Origin of the sequence: Rhizobium sp. BK456, from assembly GCF_014194045.1 — a bacterium.
GTDB lineage: Bacteria > Pseudomonadota > Alphaproteobacteria > Rhizobiales > Rhizobiaceae > Rhizobium > Rhizobium redzepovicii.
In genome coordinates this window covers 1-18917 of record NZ_JACIAO010000022.1, presented here as the reverse complement: position 1 = coordinate 18917, position 18917 = coordinate 1, and the positions used below count along the sequence as shown (strand labels likewise).

The window sequence follows — 18917 nt, the reverse complement described above, 5'->3', positions numbered from 1 at the left end:
TTCGGGCGGCATTTTCTTTTCCGCGGCCGCGCAGGAAAACCGCGATTTCAGCATCGGTGACAAGCCCGATCCGGAACCGTTTCTTAACCCTGTTCTGTCAAGACTTCGGGACGATTTGCCTGACCTTCAGAGTTTTGCGTGTTCATCATGGCGGTCATAGAAACAGCGGAAAAGATGCTGCCCGCGGGTCTGCGCCCGATCGGCGGCCGTGCGCTGCGCATGCTTGCGGCCGTGCTCACCGAACGTGGTGAGAAGGCGGCCGCTCAGCGCATGGCGCTGACGGCCTTTTCGATCCGAATCCTCAGCGCAGCCCTCGCCTTCATCTCCCAGATCGTGCTTGCCCGGCTGATGGGCGAATATGAATATGGCATTTTCGTTTTCGTCTGGGTGCTGGTCGTCGTCTTCGGCGATCTCTCGTGTCTTGGGTTCCACACGGCGATCATCCGCTTTCTGCCGCAATACAGGGCGGCCGGCGCTTTCGAGGAAATCCGCGGCCTCACCGGCACGGCGCGCATCTTCGCGCTGCTTTCAGGCACCGCGGTGCTCGCCGCCGGCATGCTCGGGCTGCATTTATTCGGCCATATGATCCAAGTCTATTATCTCGTCCCGATATTCCTCGGCCTGCTTGCCATGCCGATGATCGCGCTCGGCGACATTCTGGAAGGCACGTCGCGAGCGAACCATTGGCCGGTCATGGCGCTTAGCCCGGTCTATATCGTCCGTCCGATCCTGATCATCGCCTTCATGCTCATCGCCATTGCCATCGGCGCCGAGCATACGGCCGTCACCGCGATGCAGGCGGCGCTCGTCGCGACCTTCGTCACCGCGCTCGGCCAGTATGCTGCAACGCTCTATCGCCTTCGCCGGCATTATGACGAAGGCCCGCGCAAAATCGATTTCCTCGCCTGGTTCAGCGTCGCTTTTCCGATTTTCCTGATCGAGGGCGTGAGCTTCCTGCTCACCAATTCCGATGTCGTCGTCGTCGGCATCTTCCTCGAGCCGCACGATGTCGCCATCTATTTCGCCGCCGCCAAGACGATGGCGCTGGTGCATTTCATCAATTTCTCGGTCAAGGCAGCCTCCGGCCCGCGCTTTTCCTCGATCATCGCCGAAGGCGACCACGCCCAGCTGGCGACCGCCGCCATCGACGCCGCCCGCTGGACTTTCTGGCCGGCACTCGGCGTCGGCCTTGTGGTACTTGCCGCCGGCCATCTTCTGCTGTCGCTCTTCGGCGGCGTCTTCACATCAGGTTATCTGGTCATGGCGATCCTGCTTGCCGGCATCCTCGCCAAGTCTTTGGTCGGCCCGGCCGAAACGCTGTTGATGATGGCTGGCAAGCAGAACCTCTGCGTCGCGCTCTACGCCGGCGCTCTGACCGCCAATGTCGGTCTCAACCTCGCTTTGATCCCGCATTACGGCATAGAGGGCACCGCGATCGCCACGGCTTCTGCCATGGCGGTCGAGGCAATCCTGCTGCATCTTGCCGTGCGCCGCACACTCGGCATCGTCCTTTTCGCCTTTGCCAGCCCCTCCGCCGCAACGCCAGAAATGAGAGTTCGATAGATGGTGCGTATTCCTCCCGTTACCGAAAGCACCGATAGCATTGCCAACCGCATGGTGCATGATCTCGCCGCGCTGCATTTCGAAGCGCCGCGGGCTGAGGCCCGCGCCGAGATCGGCCGGCCGGGGCGCGAACTCTGCCTCTATCCCGGCAAGCTCGGCTATGAACTGCAGGAAGAACTCGACTTCCTCTCCAACCGGGCGATGGAGCCGAACGTCTTCTTCTCCGGCCGCTTCCTCGCGCCCGCCATGCCGCGGCTCGAAGACCGGCAGGTGAACTTCGCCCTGATCCGCGACCACAATGCCGGCCGCAGCCGCATGCGTTTTCTAATGCCGTTTTCGGTCGACAAGCCGGGGTTTGCCGTCGGCCCATCGATCATCCGCGGCTGGTCGAACAGCTTCGGCCCGCTCGGCACGCCGCTGGTCGACAGCGAGGATGCTGCCGAGACTCTCGACAATCTCTTCGAGGGACTGACCGCGCGCGACCTCAATCTGCCCGGAATCGTGGTCCTGCCCGATCTCAGGCTGAACGGTATCTTCGTGCGGATGATCAAGGCCGTGGCGCTCAGCCGCAATCTTCCCGTCACCGTCACCAATCCCTATTTGCGCCCGATGCTGCAGAGCGAGGAAGAGGCGCCGGCCTATCTCGGCAAAACCATCTCCTCCTCGCATATGCGCGAGATGCGCCGCCAGTGGCGCCTGCTGGAGGAGTTGGGAACAGCGGTCTATGCCGTCGCCCGGCAACCGCGCGAAATCCATATCCGCTTCGAGGAATTCCTGGCAATGGAAGCCGGTGGCTGGAAGGGCAAGCGCCGAAGCGCTCTCGTCACCGATCGTTATCACACGGCCTTCGCCCGCGAGGCGGTGTCGAACCTTGCCGCCGTCGATGCCGTGCGTATTCACACGATCGATCTCAACGGCAAGGCGATCGCCGCCATCGTCGTGCTGATGATGGGTGGCGAGGCCTATACCTGGAAGACCGCCTATGACGAGAACTATGCGCGCTTTTCGCCGGGCAAGCTGCTGATGAGCGAACTCACCGAATGGCATCTCGACGACGCCAATATCGTCCGCTCCGATTCCTGCGCCGTCTCGGACCATCCGATCATGAGCCGCTTCTGGCAGGAGCGCGAGGAAATGGGAACGCTGGTGATCGGCCTGACGCAGAACAGCGACCGCGACATGCGTCAGGTCTCAGCCCAGCTCCACATGTACCGCAGCACCCGCAACATGGCAAAAATGCTGCGCGAGAAGATCATGTCGCTCGCCGGCCGGGGCTAGCACGGCTGACCTTCGGCCGCCGCCCTCTCGCGCAGCAGCCGGCGGATCACCTTGCCGGTGGTCGTCAGCGGCAAGGCATCGATGAATTCCACCTCACGCGGATATTCATGCATTGAAAGCCGCGTCTTCACCCATTCCCTGATATCGGCGGCCAGCGCCTCGCTTGGCTGATGGCCCAGCGACAGAACGATATAGGCCTTGACGATCTCGGTGCGCACCGCATCGGGTTTGCCGACGGCGGCGGCAAGCTGCACGGCGGGATGGCCGATCAGGCAATCCTCGATTTCGGCCGGGCCGATGCGATATCCCGACGAGGTGATGACATCGTCGTCGCGGCCCTCGAAGGCGACGTAGCCATCGGCATCCTGCCGGCCGACATCGCCGGTGAGCAGCCAGTTCTTTGCGAATTTTCGTTTCGTCGCCGCCGCATCGTCCCAGTAGCCGAGGAACATCACGGGATCGGGACTGGCGATGGCGATCTGGCCCGGTTCGCCCGTCGGCAATTCGTCACCGGCTTCGCTGACGATTGCGACGCGGTGTCCGGGTACCGCGCGGCCAATGGCGCCGGCCCTGGTCACGCCATGGGCAGCGCTCGACGAGAGCACGAAATTGCACTCCGTCTGGCCGTAGAATTCGTTGACGGTGATGCCGAGCGTCCTTTGCGCCCATTCATAGGTCTCACGGCCGAGCGCCTCTCCGGCCGAGCCGATGGTGCGCAGCACCAGATCGTATTTCGAGCGCGGATCGGCAACGGATCTCATCAACCTCAGCGCCGTCGGCGGAATGAAGGCGTTGCGCACCCCCATCTCGGCCATGATGCGATAGGCCATGTCGGCGTCGAATTTCTGCGCCGGCGACGAGACGACGGGAACGCCGAGCAGAAGGCTCGGCAGCAGCGCGTTGAGCAGCCCGCCCGCCCAGGCCCAGTCGGACGGCGTCCAGACCTTGTCGCCCGCTTTCGGAAAACCCTCATGAGCAAACTGCATGCCGGGAATATGGCCGGGTAGGACGCGGTGGCCATGCAGCGCGCCCTTCGGCGGCCCTGTCGTTCCCGAGGTGAAAATCATCAACGCCGGATCGTCCGGACCGGTCTTGACGACATCAAAGACGGGAGAATGGCCATCCACCAGTTCGCCGAAGTCGGCCGCATCGGCAGTCGCCCCGTCGATGCTGACGATATGTTTCAGCATCGGCAGGCGCTCCCGGATCTGCCGGATGCGCTCGAGACCGAAGCCATTGGTGACGACGGCCGCCACCCCTGCCGCCTTCAGCCGGTATTCCAGCGCCTCGACGCCGAAGAGCAGCGCCAGCGGCAAGGCGATCGCGCCAGTCTTGTAGATCGACACATGCGCGATCACCGTCTCGAAGGATTGCGGCAGGAGCAGCGCGACGCGATCGCCGCGTTTTATGCCAAGTGAAACCAGCGCATTTGCAAAGGCCGAGGAACGGTCGGCGAGCGCGCGATAGGTCAAACTGCGGTGATGCCCGTCCGGGCTGAAATGTTCGAGGCAGACGCGCTCCGGCGCCCTCGCCGCCCAGTCGTCGCTGACGGCGCGGCCGATATTGAAATCTTCGGGAATCCGCCACGAAAAATCGCGATAGAGATCGTCGTAGCGATTGTGGGACGGCAGTAGCATAGGCGAAATCCAGTGAATGCTGCACCAGCTAACACCTTGTGCTGCAATTGCGCAAGCGACCGGTCCGGACGGCGATGACCGCCCCCTGCTTCAAAGCCCATCACGCATTGTTGTGCGCATCGCCGGACGGATTCTTCGCCCGGCGCCCTGCGACTTTGCCGGTTTCCGCACTAGATCATACAAGGCGGTCCAACGACATCGGATTTGGGGCATCGGATTTGGATCAGCAAATTCATCACGGAGTCGTTTCATGGAATATGCAAAATTTGGGAAAACCGGCCTGGAAGTCTCGAAAATCTGCCTGGGCTGCATGACCTTCGGCGATCCCGGCCGCGGCAATCATGCCTGGAGCCTGCGGGAGGAAGAAAGCCGGGCGTTGATCCGGCAGGCGATTGACCTCGGCATCAACTTCCTCGACACCGCCAACACCTATTCCAACGGCTCCTCCGAGGAGATCGTCGGCCGCGCCATAAAGGATTTCGCCAAGCGCGAGGACATCGTGCTGGCGACCAAGGTGTTCAACCGCATGCGGCCGGGCCCTAACGGCGCCGGCCTGTCGCGCAAGGCGATCTTCGACGAGATCGACAACAGCCTGCGCCGCCTCGGCACAGACTATGTCGACCTCTACCAGATCCACCGCTTCGACTATACGACGCCGATCGAGGAAACGCTGGAGGCGCTGCACGACGTCGTCAAGGCAGGCAAGGCGCGGTATATCGGCGCCTCCTCCATGTATGCCTGGCAATTTGCCAAGGCGCTCTACGTCTCGAGGCTGAACGGCTGGACCGAATTCGTCAGCATGCAGGACCACCTGAACCTGCTCTACCGTGAGGAAGAGCGCGAAATGCTGCCGCTCTGCGAGGATCAGAAGATCGCCGTCATCCCCTGGAGCCCGCTTGCCCGCGGCCGCCTGACCCGCGACTGGGACGAGGCGACAGCGCGCAGCGAAACCGACGAATTCGGCAAGACGCTTTACACGCAGTCCATCGATGCCGATCGCAAGATCGTCGAGGCGGTGGCAGAGATCGCCAAGGCTCGCGGCGTCTCCCGCGCCCAGGTCGCAACCGCCTGGATCCTGCAGAAGAGTGCGGTGACCGCCCCGATCATCGGCGCTTCCAAACCGAACCACCTGACCGACGCCGTTGCCTCGCTCTCGGTCAAGCTCACCAATGAGGAAATCGCCGCATTGGAAGCACCCTATATCCCACACGCCGTCGCCGGCTTCAAATAGCCGCTGGCCGCCTGAGGCATCGGTAAGACAGATCACACTCCCTCTATGGGCAGAAGAGGGAGAGCGAAACATTGTCTTTCCAGATTAAAAACTACTGCTGGGATCGAGCTGCCGGCGCATCGTCACCAGAAACTGCTCTGCAAGCGCCCGGTCTTCCACCGCGCGGGCAAGAATGACGGCGCCCATCATCGAGGAGAGCGTGGTAGCGGCATTGGCGCGGCGTTCCTCTTCGCTCTTTCCGGGAACGATATCGGCGAGCGTGTCGACCAGCACGGAGAGCCCGTCGCTGAAGACGGCGCGCACCGCACCGCGGCTGCGGCTGACCTCCTGGATCAGAGTCGCGAAGACGCAGCTGCCGCCCGGATCGTCGACCGTTCGCCAGTGGATATAGTGGTCGAGAAGCGATTCCAGCGGCCGGTCCGGAGAATCGGCGATATGCTCCTTCCAGCGCGTTTCGACCTTGTCGATCAGCTTGCGGCTGACCTCCAGCGCCAGGTCGTCCTTCGACGCGAAGTGACCGTAGAAACCGCCATGCGTCAGCCCGGCCGCCTTCATGATGTCGGCGACGCCGACGCCGTCGAAACCGTTCTCTCGAAAGAGCACGCCGGCAACGCTCAGGATTTTCTCTCGGTTTTCGGCAAATTTCTCGCGGCTGACCCGCATTTTTAAACTCCAGAAATAGTCGCTTGACAAAATATATGACGTCCATCATCAATAGGCAAGAAATATGATGGCCATCATGTAAAGCATTCCCGTATCTTCCCGAAGCTGAATCCGAACGGAATCTCGCCTATGGTTTCCACAGCCCTTGCCTCCACCCTTGCCCGGCGCAACATCCACTACGGCTGGGTCGTCGTCGCCGCCACCTTCCTCACCATGTTGGTCACGGCCGGCGCCATGGGCGCACCCGGCGTTCTCATCAAGCCGCTGCAGGACGAGTTCGGCTGGGAGACCTCGCAGATTTCCTCGGCCCTTGCGATCCGCCTGATCCTTTTCGGCTTCATGGGACCGTTCGCCGCCGCCTTCATGAATTATTTCGGCGTGCGCAAGGTCATCGTTTTCGCCCTGGCCCTGATCGGCGCCGGTTTCATCGGTTCGCTGTTCATGACCAAGCTCTGGCATCTGTTGGCGCTTTGGGGCGTCGTCGTCGGCTTCGGCACGGGTCTGACGGCTATGGTGCTCGCGGCCACCGTCTCAACCCGCTGGTTCACCAAGCATCGCGGCCTCGTCGTCGGCATGCTTTCGGCGAGCTCGGCTACCGGCCAGCTCGTCTTTCTGCCGCTAATGGCGGAGCTGACGGAACGCTACGGCTGGCGATCGACGGTGTTTTTCGTCTGCGCCATGATCATGGTCGCAGCTCTGGCCGTGCTGGCTTTCATGCGAGACCGGCCGGCCGACCTGAACCTGCCGTCCGTCGGCGAAACGCAGGTGACACCGCCGCCGGCGGGAACCTCTCTCGGCGTTGCGCTGATGACGCCGATCACCGTGCTCAGGGAAATCTCCAAGACCTCGACCTTCTGGATCCTGTTTGCCACCTTCTTCATCTGCGGGCTCAGCACCAATGGCCTGATCCAGACCCATTTCGTCACTCTCTGCGGCGATTTCGGCATCGTGCCGGTGGCTGCTGCCAGTGTGCTCGCCGTCATGGGCATCTTCGATTTCTTCGGCACCATCGGCTCGGGCTGGCTGTCCGACCGCTTCGACAATCGCTGGCTGCTGTTCTTCTACTACGGCTTTCGCGGCCTCTCGCTGCTCTATCTGCCCTTCAGCGATTTCAGCTTCTACGGCCTCTCCATCTTTGCCATCTTCTACGGCCTCGACTGGATCGCCACCGTGCCGCCGACCGTCAAGATCGCCGCCGACCGCTTCGGCCGCGAAAAGGCCGGCCTGGTCTTCGGCTGGGTCTTTGCCGGCCATCAGTTGGGCGCCGCTACCGCCGCCTATGGCGCCGGCCTGTCGCGCACGGAGCTGTCGAGCTACCTGCCCGCCTTCTTCGTCGCCGGCGCTTTCTGCCTGCTGGCCTCGATCCTGGCGATCACGCTGAAGAAGTCCGGCCTGACCAGCCCGGCGCCCGCCGCCGCCCATTAATGCATGTCGCCCGGAAGTGTGCCAGCGGTTCGGGGATAACGACATGCATAAAAATAGAGAGCTTTGATATCGCAAGCATCCGGCCTCGAAACGAGGCCGGATGTCTCTACCGGATCAGTCCGATAACTTCGCTTGCCCGTCTTGCGCGTGCGGGCGCTCGCATGTTAGACAGCCGCCCGTTCACTCCGTTGCCCCATTGGCGGAATTGGTAGACGCGCTCGACTCAAAATCGAGTTTCGAAAGAAGTGCTGGTTCGACCCCGGCATGGGGCACCAGCCTTCGCTCTATGAGCTTCGGCTCAGCAAGCCGAAGCTCATAGAGCGAAGGCTGTCGCGCCGCAGTTCCGTTAGGAAGGATGGCTGACCGGTTTAGACAGTGCTCCGGCCACTAAAACCGTCATCCCGATACGTTCGTCCGCGCCTCCGCATCGACAAGCTGACGCGGAAGCACGAACCGTATTCACATCCGAAACTACTTGTTCTTCAGCAGCCACATCTTGCCGGCCATGGTAATGCCGTAGACGTCTTTCGTGACATCGTCATCGAGGTGCCGCCGCTCGAGGAAACCTGGTTCCTTCAACTCGCCCAGCGTCTTGGCAGTGACCGATTTTATTTTCTGCGGCCGCTCTTTCCAGCGGTCGTTTTTCGCGTAGGTCACCGTTGCGTTCTGATGCGTCCATTTATTGGCCGGCTGAGGGTAAAGGTCTCCATCCCTGGCGAGTTTCAGCGCGGCGATCTGGGACGGCGTAAGTTCAATCATACTCGAAATCCTGTGCAGGCGGTGTTTGCGCTGGGAATGCGCTTCTACCAAAGGCGTGCTCATAACACCGACGGACGAGTTTCACCACTGGATTGCGATATCAGCGCCACGAAAGGCGAAAACCCGGCTCTTCGAACCGGGCTTCGTCATTGTCGCGTAGTTCCAGTTAATTGCAACGCCGGACCGTTTTGGTCACTTCGCCGTCGTCGGTCTGACGGGTGACACTTCTGGTTTCGCAGCCGTTGTCGCGATAGCGGCGGTGTTCACGTTCGCGCACCGCACCGAAAGTGACGCCACGCTCGCTGATGGTTATGCCGGGTCTCACCCGTTCATGACGATAACCGTCATCATAGGTACGTTCCCTAACATAGACGCTGTCGGCGAGAACAGGCGCTGCAAACGAGCAGGCGGCAAGGGCCGCTATAGTACAATTCAGGATGATCTTCCGCATGTCGTTTCTCCTTTCTGGATGAAAGGGCAACGAGATAAGACGCAACTGGTTCCAAGATCGCCGCCCGCCCGGGCTTGGTGCAGACGACAGCAGACCAGTTCTACGCCTGATCGCAAGGATTGCGAACAAGGGCCGCTACCCGCCAAATCAACTGTTTAATTTTGCTTGCACTTCGTACAGAGTGGCCGCCGCCATCACAGGAAGGGTCGGACGTGCATCAGGAAGTAGGGCTTATCGCAACGGTCGCCGTCAGTTTCGTTTTCGCGGCGATCCTGGGTTATGGCGCCGACCGGCTGCGGCTGCCGCCGCTCGTTGGCTATCTCCTCGCCGGCATTCTGATGGGGCCGTTTACGCCGGGTTTCGTCGCCGATACCGCCCTTGCCGGGCAGCTCGCCGAAATGGGCGTCATCCTTCTGATGTTCGGCGTCGGCCTGCATTTTTCCGCCTCGGACCTGCTCGCCGTCCGAGGGATCGCCGTGCCGGGCGCGATCGGGCGCATCATCCTCGCCACCCTGTTGGGCATCGGCCTTTGCAAACTCTGGGGCTGGAGCTTGGGCGCCGGCATCGTCTTGGGCCTCAGCCTGTCTGTGGCCAGCACTGTCGTTCTGCTGAAGGCGCTGGAGGAGCGCAATCTCGTCAACGCGCCAAGCGGGCGCGTCGCCGTCGGCTGGCTGATCGTCGAGGATCTGGTGATGGTGCTGGCGCTGGTGCTGCTGCCGGCGCTCGCAGAGCTTCTTGGCGGCAACGCCGCCGCGACCACCAACCACGGCCTCGGCGAGCTTTCCCTGGCGCTGACGATCGGCCTGACGCTGGCGAAGGTGGCCGGCTTCGCCGCCATGGCGATCTTCCTCGGCCCGCGCATCGTGCCCTGGCTGCTGACGATGATCGCCCGCACCGGTTCGCGTGAACTCTTCACGCTGACGGTCCTGGCGATCGCGCTGGGCATCGCCTTCGGCTCGGCGGCGATCTTCGGCGTCTCCTTTGCGCTCGGCGCCTTTTTTGCCGGCGTCGTCATGAGCGAATCCCAGCTCAGCCACAGGGCGGCCGCCGACTCGCTGCCGCTGCAGAACGCCTTCTCCGTGCTGTTTTTCGTCTCCGTCGGCATGCTCTTCGATCCATCGATCCTGGTCAGCCAGCCGCTGGCGGTGATCGGCGCGCTGGCGCTTGTCATCCTCGGCAAGGCCATCATCACCTTCTTCATCGTCTTACTGCTGCGATATCCGATCGGCCTGGGGCTGACATTGGCCGGCGGCCTTGCCCAGATCGGCGAATTCTCCTTCATCCTCGCCGGCCTCGGCGTCTCGCTCGGGCTGCTGCCGCACGAGGGCCAGGATCTGATCCTTGCCGCTGCAATCCTGTCGATCACGCTCAACCCGATCGTGATCCTGGCGACCGACGGGTTGAAGAAATTTGCCCATTCGAAATGGCCCTCCCTTTGGGAAAGCTACGGCAGGGCGAGGCAGAAGGCGCTCAGCAAGGAACTGGAAAAGATCAGGGCGCTCGGCGAGGAGCGCGAACGCGAGCATCAGCTGAAAATGCAGCAGCTGATCGAGACTTTTCCTTTGTTCTCCGAGGTTAACGAAGACGCGCAGGAGGAACTGCTGCTGCTCTTCAAGGCAAAATCCGCTCCACCCGGCGAACGCGTCATCCGCCGCGGCGACCGCGGCGACGGCATGTATTTCATTTCTTCGGGGGCGGTGGAAGTCCGGCTCGCAAGCGGCGCGATCCGCCTTGAGCCTGGCGCCTTCTTCGGCGAAATGGCGCTTCTGACCGGCGGACGGCGCACGGCCGATGTCATCGCCGTCGATTTCTGCCAGTTCGAAGTGCTCGAACGGCGCGACTTCAACATGTTCATGTCGCGTCATCCCAATCTGCGCGCCGCCGTCAGCGAAATGGCGCAGAAACGCACGGAGATGAACGACCTGCGTCAGCAATGGGAAAAGTCGATGGACCTCTCCTGAGGCAATACCGACGCATGTCTGCGAATGCGATATGCGATTGCCTCAGCCAGCCGGCCAATAGCCGTCGGCGCGGAAATCCTCCGGGATCGGGTCGAGCCGCGACAATGTCTCGGCTGCGAAATCGATCTGCAGCGACAAATATTTAAGCGACGCCAGCATTGGCACGCCGGTCGCAAATTCCCGGATGCGCGACGGATGATAGCCGCTTTCGCTCAGCCGTCGCGCCGCTTCCCGGCGCACATCGTCCCGGCTCGGTCTGCCGCCCTCTTCGGGCCGGTCGGCCATATGCACGGCCTGCCCGCGGCCGCCTTCGATCACTTTGAACATTCTGATGCCACCCTGCACGTCGCCCAATTCAGCTCGAGCTTGATGCCGTCCCAAAACCGCCCACACTTTTCGGCATCACGCTTTGAGACAGCTTGCCGCAGAATGGCCGATTCGCCATCACGTGAAATCTTGGGAGGGCGGCGGGGCCTGTATCACGAAATTTTTAGGCGGCGGGTGGCACGAAGGACACGGGCGGGCATTTACAGCGTCGCGCACGGCCCCTAAAGCTTTTTTGCACCGCAACAGGAAGGGTTCGGAATGCTCCGCAGACTTTACGACTGGACCATGTCTCTGGCCGCGCGCAAATCGGCCGAAGTCTGGCTCGCCGTCATCGCCTTCGTCGAAAGCTCCGTCTTTCTCGTCCCCGCCGATGTGCTGTTCCTGCCGATGGCGCTTTCCAAGCCGGAACGCTCCTATCGCTACGCGGTGATCGCGACCATTGCTTCCGTGCTCGGGGGTATCGCCGGCTGGGCGCTCGGCTATTTCGCCTATGAGACGGTGGCGCGGCCGGTTCTCGAATTCTACGGCAAGCTCGACGCCTTCGAGCAGATGAAGGCCTATGTCACCTACGAGACGATCCTGTTGCTGCTCGTCACTTCGGGACTTGCGCATCTGCCGCCAATCAAGATCGTCACGATCCTCTCCGGCGTCATCCACGTCAATCTGGGGCTTTTTATTGTTTCGGCGATCATCGCCCGCGGCGCGCGTTTCCTCTTCCTCGCCTGGTTGCTGCGCCGCTACGGTGAGCCGATCCGTGACTTCATCGAGAAGCGCCTCGGCCAGATCGTCGGCATCGGTGCAACTGCGGTGATCGTGCTATATGTCGGCTACCGCTCTTTCGCTCACTAAATCTCGCGGAGTTCCGCCATGACTGCCACTTCCTCGCCGCTCGCCCGTCCCGGCTTCGTCTATTCCATATTGCTCGCCATCGGCATGGCGGCCGCGGTCGGCACGGCGCTTGGTTTCCAATATATCGGCGGCTATATTCCCTGCGCGCTCTGCCTGCTGCAGCGGCAGCCCTACTATTACGCCATCCCGATCGCCGTCCTCGCCGCGGTTTCGGAACTCGTCGGCCTGCCGAACTGGATCACCCGCGCGCTCATTCTCGCCGCCGGCATGCTGATGCTGGTCACGGCCGGCATGGGCGTCTATCACGCCGGAGTCGAATGGCATTTCTGGCCGGGCCCGGCCACTTGCTCGACAACGGCAAGCAGCATGACCACCAATGCCGGCGATCTGCTCGGTGAGCTCAACACGATCAAGGGCCCGTCCTGCACCGATGCGGCGCTCCGGGTGCTCGGCCTGTCTTTTGCGGGCTGGAACGTGATTGCCGGAATCCTGCTGGCCGCCTTCGCTTTCGTTGGCGTTCGCAAGACGGCCTGATCAGGGCTGCAGTTCGGTATCCCAGTAGAGATAGTCGAGCCAGCTGTCGTGCAGATAGTTCGGCGGGAACAGCCGGCCGTTATTGTGCAGATCCTGCACCGTCGGCTGATAGGGTTTCTGCGCCGGGAACATGCTCGCCTGCTTGGGAAGCTTGCTGCCCTTGCGCAGATTGCAAGGCGAACAGGCGGCCACGACATTCTCCCAGGTCGTCTCGCCGCCATGGGCGCGCGGGATGACGTGATCGAAAGTCAGATCGTCATGGGCGCCGCAATACTGGCACTCGAACCGGTCGCGCAGGAAGACGTTGAACCGGGTGAAGGCGGGATTGCGGGACGGCTGGACGTAGGTCTTGAGGCACACGACACTCGGAAGCCGCATCGAAAAACTCGGCGAGGAAACCGAATGTTCATATTCTGCGATGATGTTCACACGGTCGAGAAATACCGCCTTGATCGCGTCCTGCCAGGACCACAGCGACAAGGGGTAATAACTCAGTGGCCGGTAGTCAGCGTTCAGGACGAGCGCTGGCAGGGCCTGGGGGGAGACTGCAATCGTCAAGGGACTCTCCTGATCGATTCGGCATCTGCACCTGTATATTAGGCCGGTTGTTACAGGATTGTGAAGTCCAATAAATTCAGAGGATAAAGGCAATTTGAAGAGTGTTGCCGATCAGCCGGTCGGCACCATGTCACGCCGTGTTTTCGTAGCGTAATAGGCCCAGAAAAGCCGTGCCGCCACCGAGCGCCACGGCGACCAGGCTTCCGCCAGCGCCGTTAGCGCCTTTGCCTGAGGCCATGCCGCGAGACCGAATGCCGCACCGACGGCGTTCTGCAGCGCGACATCGCCGGCCGGAAACACATCGGCATGGCCGCCGCAGAACATCAGATAGACTTCTGCCGTCCACGGACCGACGCCCTTCAGCGCGGTGAGTTCTCCAAGCGCTTCACCAGGCGGCATCAGGCAGAGCCCGGAAAGATCGAGGCGGCCGGAGGCAACGGCTTCGGCGATCCGCGACAAGGTCTCGGCCTTGGCGCGCGACAGGCCGAAGTCGCGCCAGGCCTCGGCGTGAAGCAGCGTATAGCCTTCCGCGGTCAGGAGACCGTCCGCCGGCTGCATGCGCCGCCAGATCGCTTCGGCGCTGGCGCGCGACACCATCTGCGAGACGATGATATGGGCAAGGCCGGCAAAACCCGGTTCACGCAGCCGCAGCGGCACAGGCCCGGCATCCGCCGCGATCGGCACAAGGCGCGGATCGAGGCGAAGCAGCGCTTCGAGCCCTTGCCTGACGTCGTCTTCGTTGCGGATGATCTGCACATCGCCTCGCAGTGGTTCGAAACCTAAATCCATGGCAGAAGAAAGCATGACCACGAGCGAGCGTCAAAAACCTGTCTTTCGTTTTGCGCCGAGCCCCAACGGTGAGCTGCATCTCGGTCATGCCCTCTCGGCCCTCTTGAATCACGACATGGCGGAGGCCGAACATGGCCGCCTGCTGCTGCGCATCGAGGATATCGACCAGACGCGCTGCACGCCCGAGTTCGAGGCCGGCATCCTCAGGGAGCTCGACTGGCTTGGGGTCGGCTGGGAAAGCCCGGTGCGGCGGCAGTCGGAACATTTCCCCGAATATCGGGCGGCACTGCACGCACTGATCGAACGCGGCCTGGTCTATCCGGCCTTCCTGACGCGCGGCGAGGTGAAGACGCGCGTCACCGCCTATGAGGCCGCTGGCAAGTCCTGGCCGCGCGATCCCGACGGCACGCCACTTTACCCCGCAACCGATCGCGAGCGCCCGGAAGACGAACGGCAGGAGATGCTGACCTCGGGGAAGAAACATGCCTGGCGGCTCGATATGCGCAAGGCACTCGACCTGATCGGCGAGCTGCTGTTCTGGACGGAAACCGGCGACGGCAGATCGGGCGAGATCGCCGCCGAGCCGGAAGTCTGGGGCGATGTCATCCTGTCGCGCTCGGACGCTCCGTCGAGCTATCATCTTTCGGTGGTGGTCGACGATGCGCTCCAGGGTGTCACCCATGTGGTGCGCGGGCTCGACCTCTTCCCGGCCACCTCGGTGCACCGGCTGCTGCAGGTGCTGCTCGGCCTGCCGCAGCCGGTTTATCACCATCATCGTCTCATTCTCGACAATGCCGGCCGCAAGCTTTCGAAAAGCCAGGGCGACAGCGGGATTGGCGAGTTGCGCGCCAGCGGCATGTCAGGGGCCGACATTCGCCGCCTTGTCGGGCTCTGATGGCCTTTCGACACGCTCCCTGCCGACAATCGAAAGGGTGTGGGAGAACATCCGGAAGACGCGGAATTTGATCAGCGCCGCATTGATCTCGGCGCCGATGATGAAAATGACGCCGACCATATAGAGGAAGATCAGCACGATCATGACCGAGGCGAGACCGGCATAGGTTGCGGTGTAGTTGGCGAAGGTCGCGAGGTAATAGGCAAAGATCAGCGCTCCGGCAAGCCAGAGCAGCAGCGTCAGCAGCACGCCCGGAATGACGTCGAAGACCCGCCGTTTGCCGGCCGGCAGCCAGAGATGCATGACCAGCAGCCCGACGGTCAGCACGACAAGCGTGCCGTAAATGCGCCAGCTGAAGACGATGTCGAGCGTATCGGCAAACAGCGGAAACCAATTCCTGGCATAGTCGAGCGCCAGCGGTACGGCGACCAGCAGGATGCTGATCGCCGCAAAGATGATCACCGCGATCAGCACATAGCCGAGGCTGGCGAGGCGGGTGAAATACCACGGCCGCGTTTCCTGCACCCGGTAGGCGCGGTTGAGCGAGATGCGCAGCGCCTCGACGCCGTTCGAAGCAAAATAGGCAGCCGCCAGCACCGAGATCGTCAGCAGCCCGCCGCGCGGAATGGTCAGTACTTGCAGCACCTGGTCGGCGAGCGGCTTGGCGATCGCCTCGGGCCAGGTGTCGAAGATCAGATGGATGGCGGTCGAGGAAAACTGATCGGCGCCGAGGAAGCTTGCGAGCGCCGTGCCAAAGATCAGGAAGGGGAAAACCGCAAGCAGGCTCGACAGCGCCACATGGCTTGCCATGGCGAAGCCGTCATCCTCGACCATGTGACAGATCGCGTCGTAGACCACGTCGTAGATCGTGCGCAGCGCCTTCGGCATTCCGTCTCCGGCTTTCCAGATTGTATCCTCTGGCCGAATATGGGAAACGAGTCCCATTTTGTACAGGAATCATTCCATGGCGGCAGAGCGCAGCATCGTCGTGACTGGATGCTCGTCCGGTATAGGCGCTCATTGCGCGCGGGCGCTGAAAGCCGATGGCTGGCGCGTCTTCGCGACGGTGCGCAAACCGGAAGATCTGCCGGGCTTGGAAACCGACGGCATCGAAGCCTTCCTGATGGATTATGCCAGGCCCGAGACGATTTCCGAGCTGGTCGACACCGTCTTGCAACGTAGCGGCGGCCGCATCGACGCGCTCTTCAACAATGGCGCCTATGGCCAGCCGGGCGCCGTCGAGGATCTTTCGACGGCAGCGCTGCGCGCCCAGTTCGAGGCGAATTTCTTCGGCTGGCACGAATTGACGCGGCAGGTGATCCCGGCGATGCGCAAATGCGGTCAGGGTCGGATCGTGCAATGCTCGTCCATTCTCGGTGTCGTGCCCTATCGCTATCGCGGCGCCTATACCGCCTCCAAATTTGCGCTCGAAGGCCTCAGCATCACCCTGCGCATGGAACTGCAGGGCAGCGGCATCCATGTAAGTCTGATCGAGCCCGGCCCGATTGCCACCCGTTTCACCACCAACGCGCTCGCCAAGATCCACGAACATATCGACGTCGAGAACTCGCCGCACGCAGCCGACTATGTCAGGCAACTGGCAAGACTCGACGGATCCGGCCCGGTCAACCGCCACAAGCTTGGCCCGGAGGCGGTCTATTCCGTGTTGAAACACGCATTGAACTCGAAAAATCCGAGGCCACATTATCCTGTAACGACACCGGCCAAGCAGGGCATGTTCCTGAAGCGGCTGCTTCCGGCAGACCTCTTCTACCGCCTGATGCGCTGGACGGACTGAGAAAGCTGAATGCCATGTCCACCGTCACCTATATCCTCGCGATCATCGTCATGGGCTGCGTCGCCCTCGTCTTGATCCGCGGCCTCTTCAACATGATGAAGGGCGGCGACGCCAATCGCTCCAACAAGCTGATGCAGCTGCGCGTCCTCTTGCAGGCCATCGCCGTCTTCCTGATCATGCTAACACTCTGGTTCACCGGCGGCGGCCGGCCGACGTGAGAAGACCGTGGGGGCATTTTTGATGATGAACGCCGAAACATCCTCCCTCATTCCTGTGCTCGTAACAGGAATGAGGGAGGTGAGGTAAGCGGCTTGAGGAAACACCCCAACGCGGTGTGTGTCAGTATGACTGCGCGAGTTTGGCAACAATGCCAACCCCACTCTCCGTCATCCTCGGGCTTGACCCGAGGATCCATCCCCCTAGCCGCTGCTGGATGCGGTCTGGATGCCCGGGTCGAGCCCGAGCATGACGGAGGGTGGGGTGGTTCAACCCTCCCCCTATCAGGCGGTGCAACATGGTGAAACTCAACAAGATCTACACCAAAACCGGCGACGACGGCACGACCGGGCTGGTGTCCGGCCCGCGCCGGGCAAAGGACGATCTGCGCGTCGAGGCCTATGGCACGATCGACGAGGCCAATTCCGCGATCGGGCTGGCGCGGCTGCACACATCAGGCCTGCCCGAACTCGACGCTATGTTGATGTCGATCCAGAACGATCTCTTCGATCTCGGCGCCGATCTCGCCACCCCCGATACCGGCGAGCCACCGGCCTATGAGCCGCTGCGGATCGTCGAGGCGCAGGTCGCCCGCGTGGAGCGCGACATCGACCAGTTGAACGCCGGCCTGGAGCCCCTGACGTCCTTCGTCCTGCCGGGCGGCAGCCCGGCCGCCGCGCAGTTGCATCTGGCCCGCACGATCGCGCGCCGCGCCGAGCGTTTGATGGTGGCGCTTGCCCGCACCGACGGCGAGATCGTCAGCGAGCCGGCGAGGAAATATGTCAACCGGCTCTCCGATTTCCTCTTCGTCGCCGCACGTCATGCAAATGACCGCGGCCATGCGGATGTGCTTTGGGTTCCGGGAAAAAACAGATAGGCTTGCCGCGATCACGATTGCCGGGGGGCTTGATGTTCATACCTTTTCATGACGCCAACACGCTGAAATATATCAAGGTCCAGTGGGTGACGCTCTTACTGATCGCATTGAATGTCGCCGTCTGGCTTTTCACCAGCCTGGAGAGCGAGCAGGCAGCGCAGGCAACGACCGTCGGGCTCGGCTATATCCCGGCGATCGCCTTTGGCGACGCGGTGCTGGCCCAGGGGCTGGAAATCGTGCCGGAGCCGCTGACTTACCTCACCTATGCCTTCGTCCATTCCGGCTTCTGGCATCTGGCCTCCAACATGATCTTCCTCTGGGTCTTCGGCGACAATGTCGAGGATGCCATGGGACATCTGCGTTTCCTGATTTTCTATCTGCTGTGCGCGGCCGCCGGCGCGCTCTGCCACGGTCTGCTGAGCATGACGTCGCAAGCGCCGCTGGTCGGCGCCTCGGGGGCGATTTCCGGTGTGATTGCCGCCTATGTCTTGCTGCATCCGCGCGTCAAGGTCTGGGTTCTGGTCTTCTTCCGCGTGCCGCTGCCGCTGCCGGCCTTCGTGCCGCTGCTTTTGTGGATCGGCCAGCAATTCTTCATGCTGGCGGTCGCACCCGACGGCGACGTTTCCTGGGGCGCGCATGTCGGCGGCATTCTTGCCGGTGCCCTTTCGATCCTGGTGTTGCGCCGGCCGGGTGTGCCGCTCTTCGACCGAGAGATCGTCACGCCCCGGGCTGTGAGAAGCGATCCCGGCACCGGTCCGGCCATCACTGTCGACGCGGCCGGGCGCAAGGTTCAACGCCTTCCTTGGGGTCGACGCCGACAAGAATATTGACGTGAACGTAAACGTCAATATATTGCCCGGCAAATCGCCCGCCGCTAGCATGGAAGCGTTGTAATTGGAGGAAAAGCGCGTATCCATGTCGCCATTCGACAATCGAAATGGCGCGCGAGCGCGCATTTTCGCTGAAGCCAATTTCCCCTGAAGGAAGGACACCATGAAGATTCTCGTGCCCGTCAAGCGCGTCGTCGATTACAACGTGAAGATCCGGGTGAAGCCGGATGGTTCCGGTGTCGAGCTTGCCAATGTGAAGATGTCGATGAACCCGTT

The 18917-nt window shown here is 62.0% G+C and carries 20 protein-coding genes, 1 tRNA gene and 1 pseudogene; 14 read left to right on the top strand and 8 right to left on the bottom strand.

Annotated elements, in window-relative coordinates:
- The first annotated feature begins 147 nt into the window (after positions 1–147).
- Positions 148–1563, top strand: a complete 1416-nt coding sequence (locus tag FHX03_RS33730; protein ID WP_097629822.1) for a lipopolysaccharide biosynthesis protein — start codon at positions 148–150, stop codon at positions 1561–1563.
- Positions 1564–2841 carry a GNAT family N-acetyltransferase gene (locus tag FHX03_RS33725; RefSeq protein ID WP_097629804.1) on the top strand — a complete coding sequence of 426 codons (1278 nt, stop codon included), beginning with the start codon at positions 1564–1566 and terminating at the stop codon, positions 2839–2841.
- On the opposite strand, the gene FHX03_RS33720 is transcribed toward FHX03_RS33725, so the two are convergent.
- On the bottom strand, positions 2838–4478 hold the full coding sequence (locus tag FHX03_RS33720; RefSeq protein WP_097629805.1) for an AMP-binding protein: 1641 nt from the start codon (positions 4476–4478) through the stop codon (positions 2838–2840). The genes FHX03_RS33725 and FHX03_RS33720 overlap by 4 nt on opposite strands.
- 250 nt (positions 4479–4728) lie before the next feature.
- Here FHX03_RS33720 and FHX03_RS33715 point away from each other — a divergent pair, with 250 nt between their 5' ends.
- Positions 4729–5709, top strand: coding sequence for an aldo/keto reductase (locus tag FHX03_RS33715; protein WP_183857505.1), 981 nt, complete (start codon positions 4729–4731; stop codon positions 5707–5709).
- 84 nt (positions 5710–5793) lie between these two features.
- Here FHX03_RS33715 and FHX03_RS33710 read toward each other — a convergent pair whose 3' ends face one another.
- Entirely contained in the window at positions 5794–6372 is a 579-nt protein-coding gene (locus FHX03_RS33710; RefSeq protein WP_097629807.1) for a TetR/AcrR family transcriptional regulator, read from the bottom strand.
- A 129-nt stretch (positions 6373–6501) separates the two neighbouring features.
- Here FHX03_RS33710 and FHX03_RS33705 point away from each other — a divergent pair, with 129 nt between their 5' ends.
- Positions 6502–7797: an MFS transporter gene (locus tag FHX03_RS33705; RefSeq protein ID WP_097629808.1), complete on the top strand. Its 1296-nt coding sequence runs from the start codon at positions 6502–6504 to the stop codon at positions 7795–7797.
- A 190-nt stretch (positions 7798–7987) separates the two neighbouring features.
- Positions 7988–8072: transfer RNA gene (locus FHX03_RS33700), tRNA-Leu, on the top strand.
- 196 nt (positions 8073–8268) lie between these two features.
- Here FHX03_RS33700 and FHX03_RS33695 read toward each other — a convergent pair.
- Complete coding sequence (locus tag FHX03_RS33695; protein WP_049732769.1) at positions 8269–8556, bottom strand: hypothetical protein; 288 nt, start codon at positions 8554–8556, stop codon at positions 8269–8271.
- 166 nt (positions 8557–8722) lie between these two features.
- Positions 8723–9007 (bottom strand): hypothetical protein, encoded by a 285-nt coding sequence (locus FHX03_RS33690; RefSeq protein ID WP_097629809.1) that lies wholly within the window; start codon positions 9005–9007, stop codon positions 8723–8725.
- Positions 9008–9219: 212 nt separating this feature from the next.
- On the opposite strand from FHX03_RS33690, the gene FHX03_RS33685 reads away from it, so the two are divergent.
- Complete coding sequence (locus FHX03_RS33685; RefSeq protein ID WP_183857503.1) at positions 9220–10968, top strand: cation:proton antiporter; 1749 nt, start codon at positions 9220–9222, stop codon at positions 10966–10968.
- A 42-nt stretch (positions 10969–11010) separates the two neighbouring features.
- Here FHX03_RS33685 and FHX03_RS33680 read toward each other — a convergent pair whose 3' ends face one another.
- A complete protein-coding gene (locus tag FHX03_RS33680; protein WP_097629811.1) occupies positions 11011–11295 on the bottom strand; it encodes a hypothetical protein in 285 nt (94 codons plus the stop codon).
- A 258-nt stretch (positions 11296–11553) separates the two neighbouring features.
- On the opposite strand from FHX03_RS33680, the gene FHX03_RS33675 reads away from it, so the two are divergent.
- Positions 11554–12144 carry a YqaA family protein gene (locus FHX03_RS33675; RefSeq protein ID WP_097629812.1) on the top strand — a complete coding sequence of 197 codons (591 nt, stop codon included), beginning with the start codon at positions 11554–11556 and terminating at the stop codon, positions 12142–12144.
- Positions 12145–12162: 18 nt separating this feature from the next.
- The gene (locus FHX03_RS33670; RefSeq protein WP_097629813.1) at positions 12163–12678 is read left to right on the top strand and encodes a disulfide bond formation protein B; all 516 of its coding nucleotides are present in this window, start codon (positions 12163–12165) and stop codon (positions 12676–12678) included.
- Here the strand turns inward: FHX03_RS33670 and FHX03_RS33665 are convergent, their stop codons facing one another.
- Both FHX03_RS33665 and FHX03_RS33660 read right to left on the bottom strand, forming a co-directional pair.
- Positions 12679–13236 carry an HNH endonuclease gene (locus FHX03_RS33665; protein ID WP_003567029.1) on the bottom strand — a complete coding sequence of 186 codons (558 nt, stop codon included), beginning with the start codon at positions 13234–13236 and terminating at the stop codon, positions 12679–12681.
- Positions 13237–13347: 111 nt separating this feature from the next.
- Positions 13348–14040, bottom strand: coding sequence for a DNA-3-methyladenine glycosylase family protein (locus FHX03_RS33660; protein WP_183857501.1), 693 nt, complete (start codon positions 14038–14040; stop codon positions 13348–13350).
- On the opposite strand from FHX03_RS33660, the gene gluQRS reads away from it, so the two are divergent.
- Positions 14039–14920, top strand: coding sequence for a tRNA glutamyl-Q(34) synthetase GluQRS (gene gluQRS / locus FHX03_RS33655; protein ID WP_097629815.1), 882 nt, complete (start codon positions 14039–14041; stop codon positions 14918–14920). The genes FHX03_RS33660 and gluQRS overlap by 2 nt on opposite strands.
- Here the strand turns inward: gluQRS and FHX03_RS33650 are convergent.
- Complete coding sequence (locus FHX03_RS33650; RefSeq protein ID WP_097629816.1) at positions 14885–15808, bottom strand: YihY/virulence factor BrkB family protein; 924 nt, start codon at positions 15806–15808, stop codon at positions 14885–14887. The two genes, gluQRS and FHX03_RS33650, sit on opposite strands and share 36 nt — an antisense overlap.
- 76 nt (positions 15809–15884) lie before the next feature.
- Here FHX03_RS33650 and FHX03_RS33645 point away from each other — a divergent pair, with 76 nt between their 5' ends.
- The 5 genes and pseudogenes from FHX03_RS33645 to FHX03_RS34855 form a co-directional block, all read left to right on the top strand.
- The gene (locus tag FHX03_RS33645) at positions 15885–16718 is read left to right on the top strand and encodes an SDR family oxidoreductase (RefSeq protein ID WP_097629817.1); all 834 of its coding nucleotides are present in this window, start codon (positions 15885–15887) and stop codon (positions 16716–16718) included.
- A gap of 14 nt (positions 16719–16732) precedes the next feature.
- Positions 16733–16936, top strand: a complete 204-nt coding sequence (locus FHX03_RS33640) for a twin transmembrane helix small protein (protein ID WP_097629818.1) — start codon at positions 16733–16735, stop codon at positions 16934–16936.
- 296 nt (positions 16937–17232) lie between these two features.
- A complete protein-coding gene (locus tag FHX03_RS33635; protein WP_097629819.1) occupies positions 17233–17811 on the top strand; it encodes a cob(I)yrinic acid a,c-diamide adenosyltransferase in 579 nt (192 codons plus the stop codon).
- 32 nt (positions 17812–17843) lie between these two features.
- Positions 17844–18641, top strand: a complete 798-nt coding sequence (locus FHX03_RS33630) for a rhomboid family intramembrane serine protease (RefSeq protein ID WP_097629823.1) — start codon at positions 17844–17846, stop codon at positions 18639–18641.
- A 163-nt stretch (positions 18642–18804) separates the two neighbouring features.
- Positions 18805–18917: pseudogene (locus FHX03_RS34855) on the top strand (electron transfer flavoprotein subunit beta/FixA family protein); the annotation flags it as partial.

What these genes read in the sequence shown, in the direction of transcription:
- FHX03_RS33730 (WP_097629822.1), top strand. Translation starts at nt 148, where the DNA reads ATGGCGGTCATAGAAACAGCGGAAAAGATGCTGCCCGCGGGTCTGCGC.
- FHX03_RS33725 (WP_097629804.1), top strand. Translation starts at nt 1,564, where the DNA reads ATGGTGCGTATTCCTCCCGTTACCGAAAGCACCGATAGCATTGCCAAC.
- FHX03_RS33720 (WP_097629805.1), bottom strand. Translation starts at nt 4,478, where the DNA reads ATGCTACTGCCGTCCCACAATCGCTACGACGATCTCTATCGCGATTTT.
- FHX03_RS33715 (WP_183857505.1), top strand. Translation starts at nt 4,729, where the DNA reads ATGGAATATGCAAAATTTGGGAAAACCGGCCTGGAAGTCTCGAAAATC.
- FHX03_RS33710 (WP_097629807.1), bottom strand. Translation starts at nt 6,372, where the DNA reads ATGCGGGTCAGCCGCGAGAAATTTGCCGAAAACCGAGAGAAAATCCTG.
- FHX03_RS33705 (WP_097629808.1), top strand. Translation starts at nt 6,502, where the DNA reads ATGGTTTCCACAGCCCTTGCCTCCACCCTTGCCCGGCGCAACATCCAC.
- FHX03_RS33695 (WP_049732769.1), bottom strand. Translation starts at nt 8,556, where the DNA reads ATGATTGAACTTACGCCGTCCCAGATCGCCGCGCTGAAACTCGCCAGG.
- FHX03_RS33690 (WP_097629809.1), bottom strand. Translation starts at nt 9,007, where the DNA reads ATGCGGAAGATCATCCTGAATTGTACTATAGCGGCCCTTGCCGCCTGC.
- FHX03_RS33680 (WP_097629811.1), bottom strand. Translation starts at nt 11,295, where the DNA reads ATGTTCAAAGTGATCGAAGGCGGCCGCGGGCAGGCCGTGCATATGGCC.
- FHX03_RS33675 (WP_097629812.1), top strand. Translation starts at nt 11,554, where the DNA reads ATGCTCCGCAGACTTTACGACTGGACCATGTCTCTGGCCGCGCGCAAA.
- FHX03_RS33670 (WP_097629813.1), top strand. Translation starts at nt 12,163, where the DNA reads ATGACTGCCACTTCCTCGCCGCTCGCCCGTCCCGGCTTCGTCTATTCC.
- gluQRS (WP_097629815.1), top strand. Translation starts at nt 14,039, where the DNA reads ATGACCACGAGCGAGCGTCAAAAACCTGTCTTTCGTTTTGCGCCGAGC.
- FHX03_RS33660 (WP_183857501.1), bottom strand. Translation starts at nt 14,040, where the DNA reads ATGCTTTCTTCTGCCATGGATTTAGGTTTCGAACCACTGCGAGGCGAT.
- FHX03_RS33650 (WP_097629816.1), bottom strand. Translation starts at nt 15,808, where the DNA reads ATGCCGAAGGCGCTGCGCACGATCTACGACGTGGTCTACGACGCGATC.
- FHX03_RS33645 (WP_097629817.1), top strand. Translation starts at nt 15,885, where the DNA reads ATGGCGGCAGAGCGCAGCATCGTCGTGACTGGATGCTCGTCCGGTATA.
- FHX03_RS33640 (WP_097629818.1), top strand. Translation starts at nt 16,733, where the DNA reads ATGTCCACCGTCACCTATATCCTCGCGATCATCGTCATGGGCTGCGTC.
- FHX03_RS33635 (WP_097629819.1), top strand. Translation starts at nt 17,233, where the DNA reads ATGGTGAAACTCAACAAGATCTACACCAAAACCGGCGACGACGGCACG.
- FHX03_RS33630 (WP_097629823.1), top strand. Translation starts at nt 17,844, where the DNA reads ATGTTCATACCTTTTCATGACGCCAACACGCTGAAATATATCAAGGTC.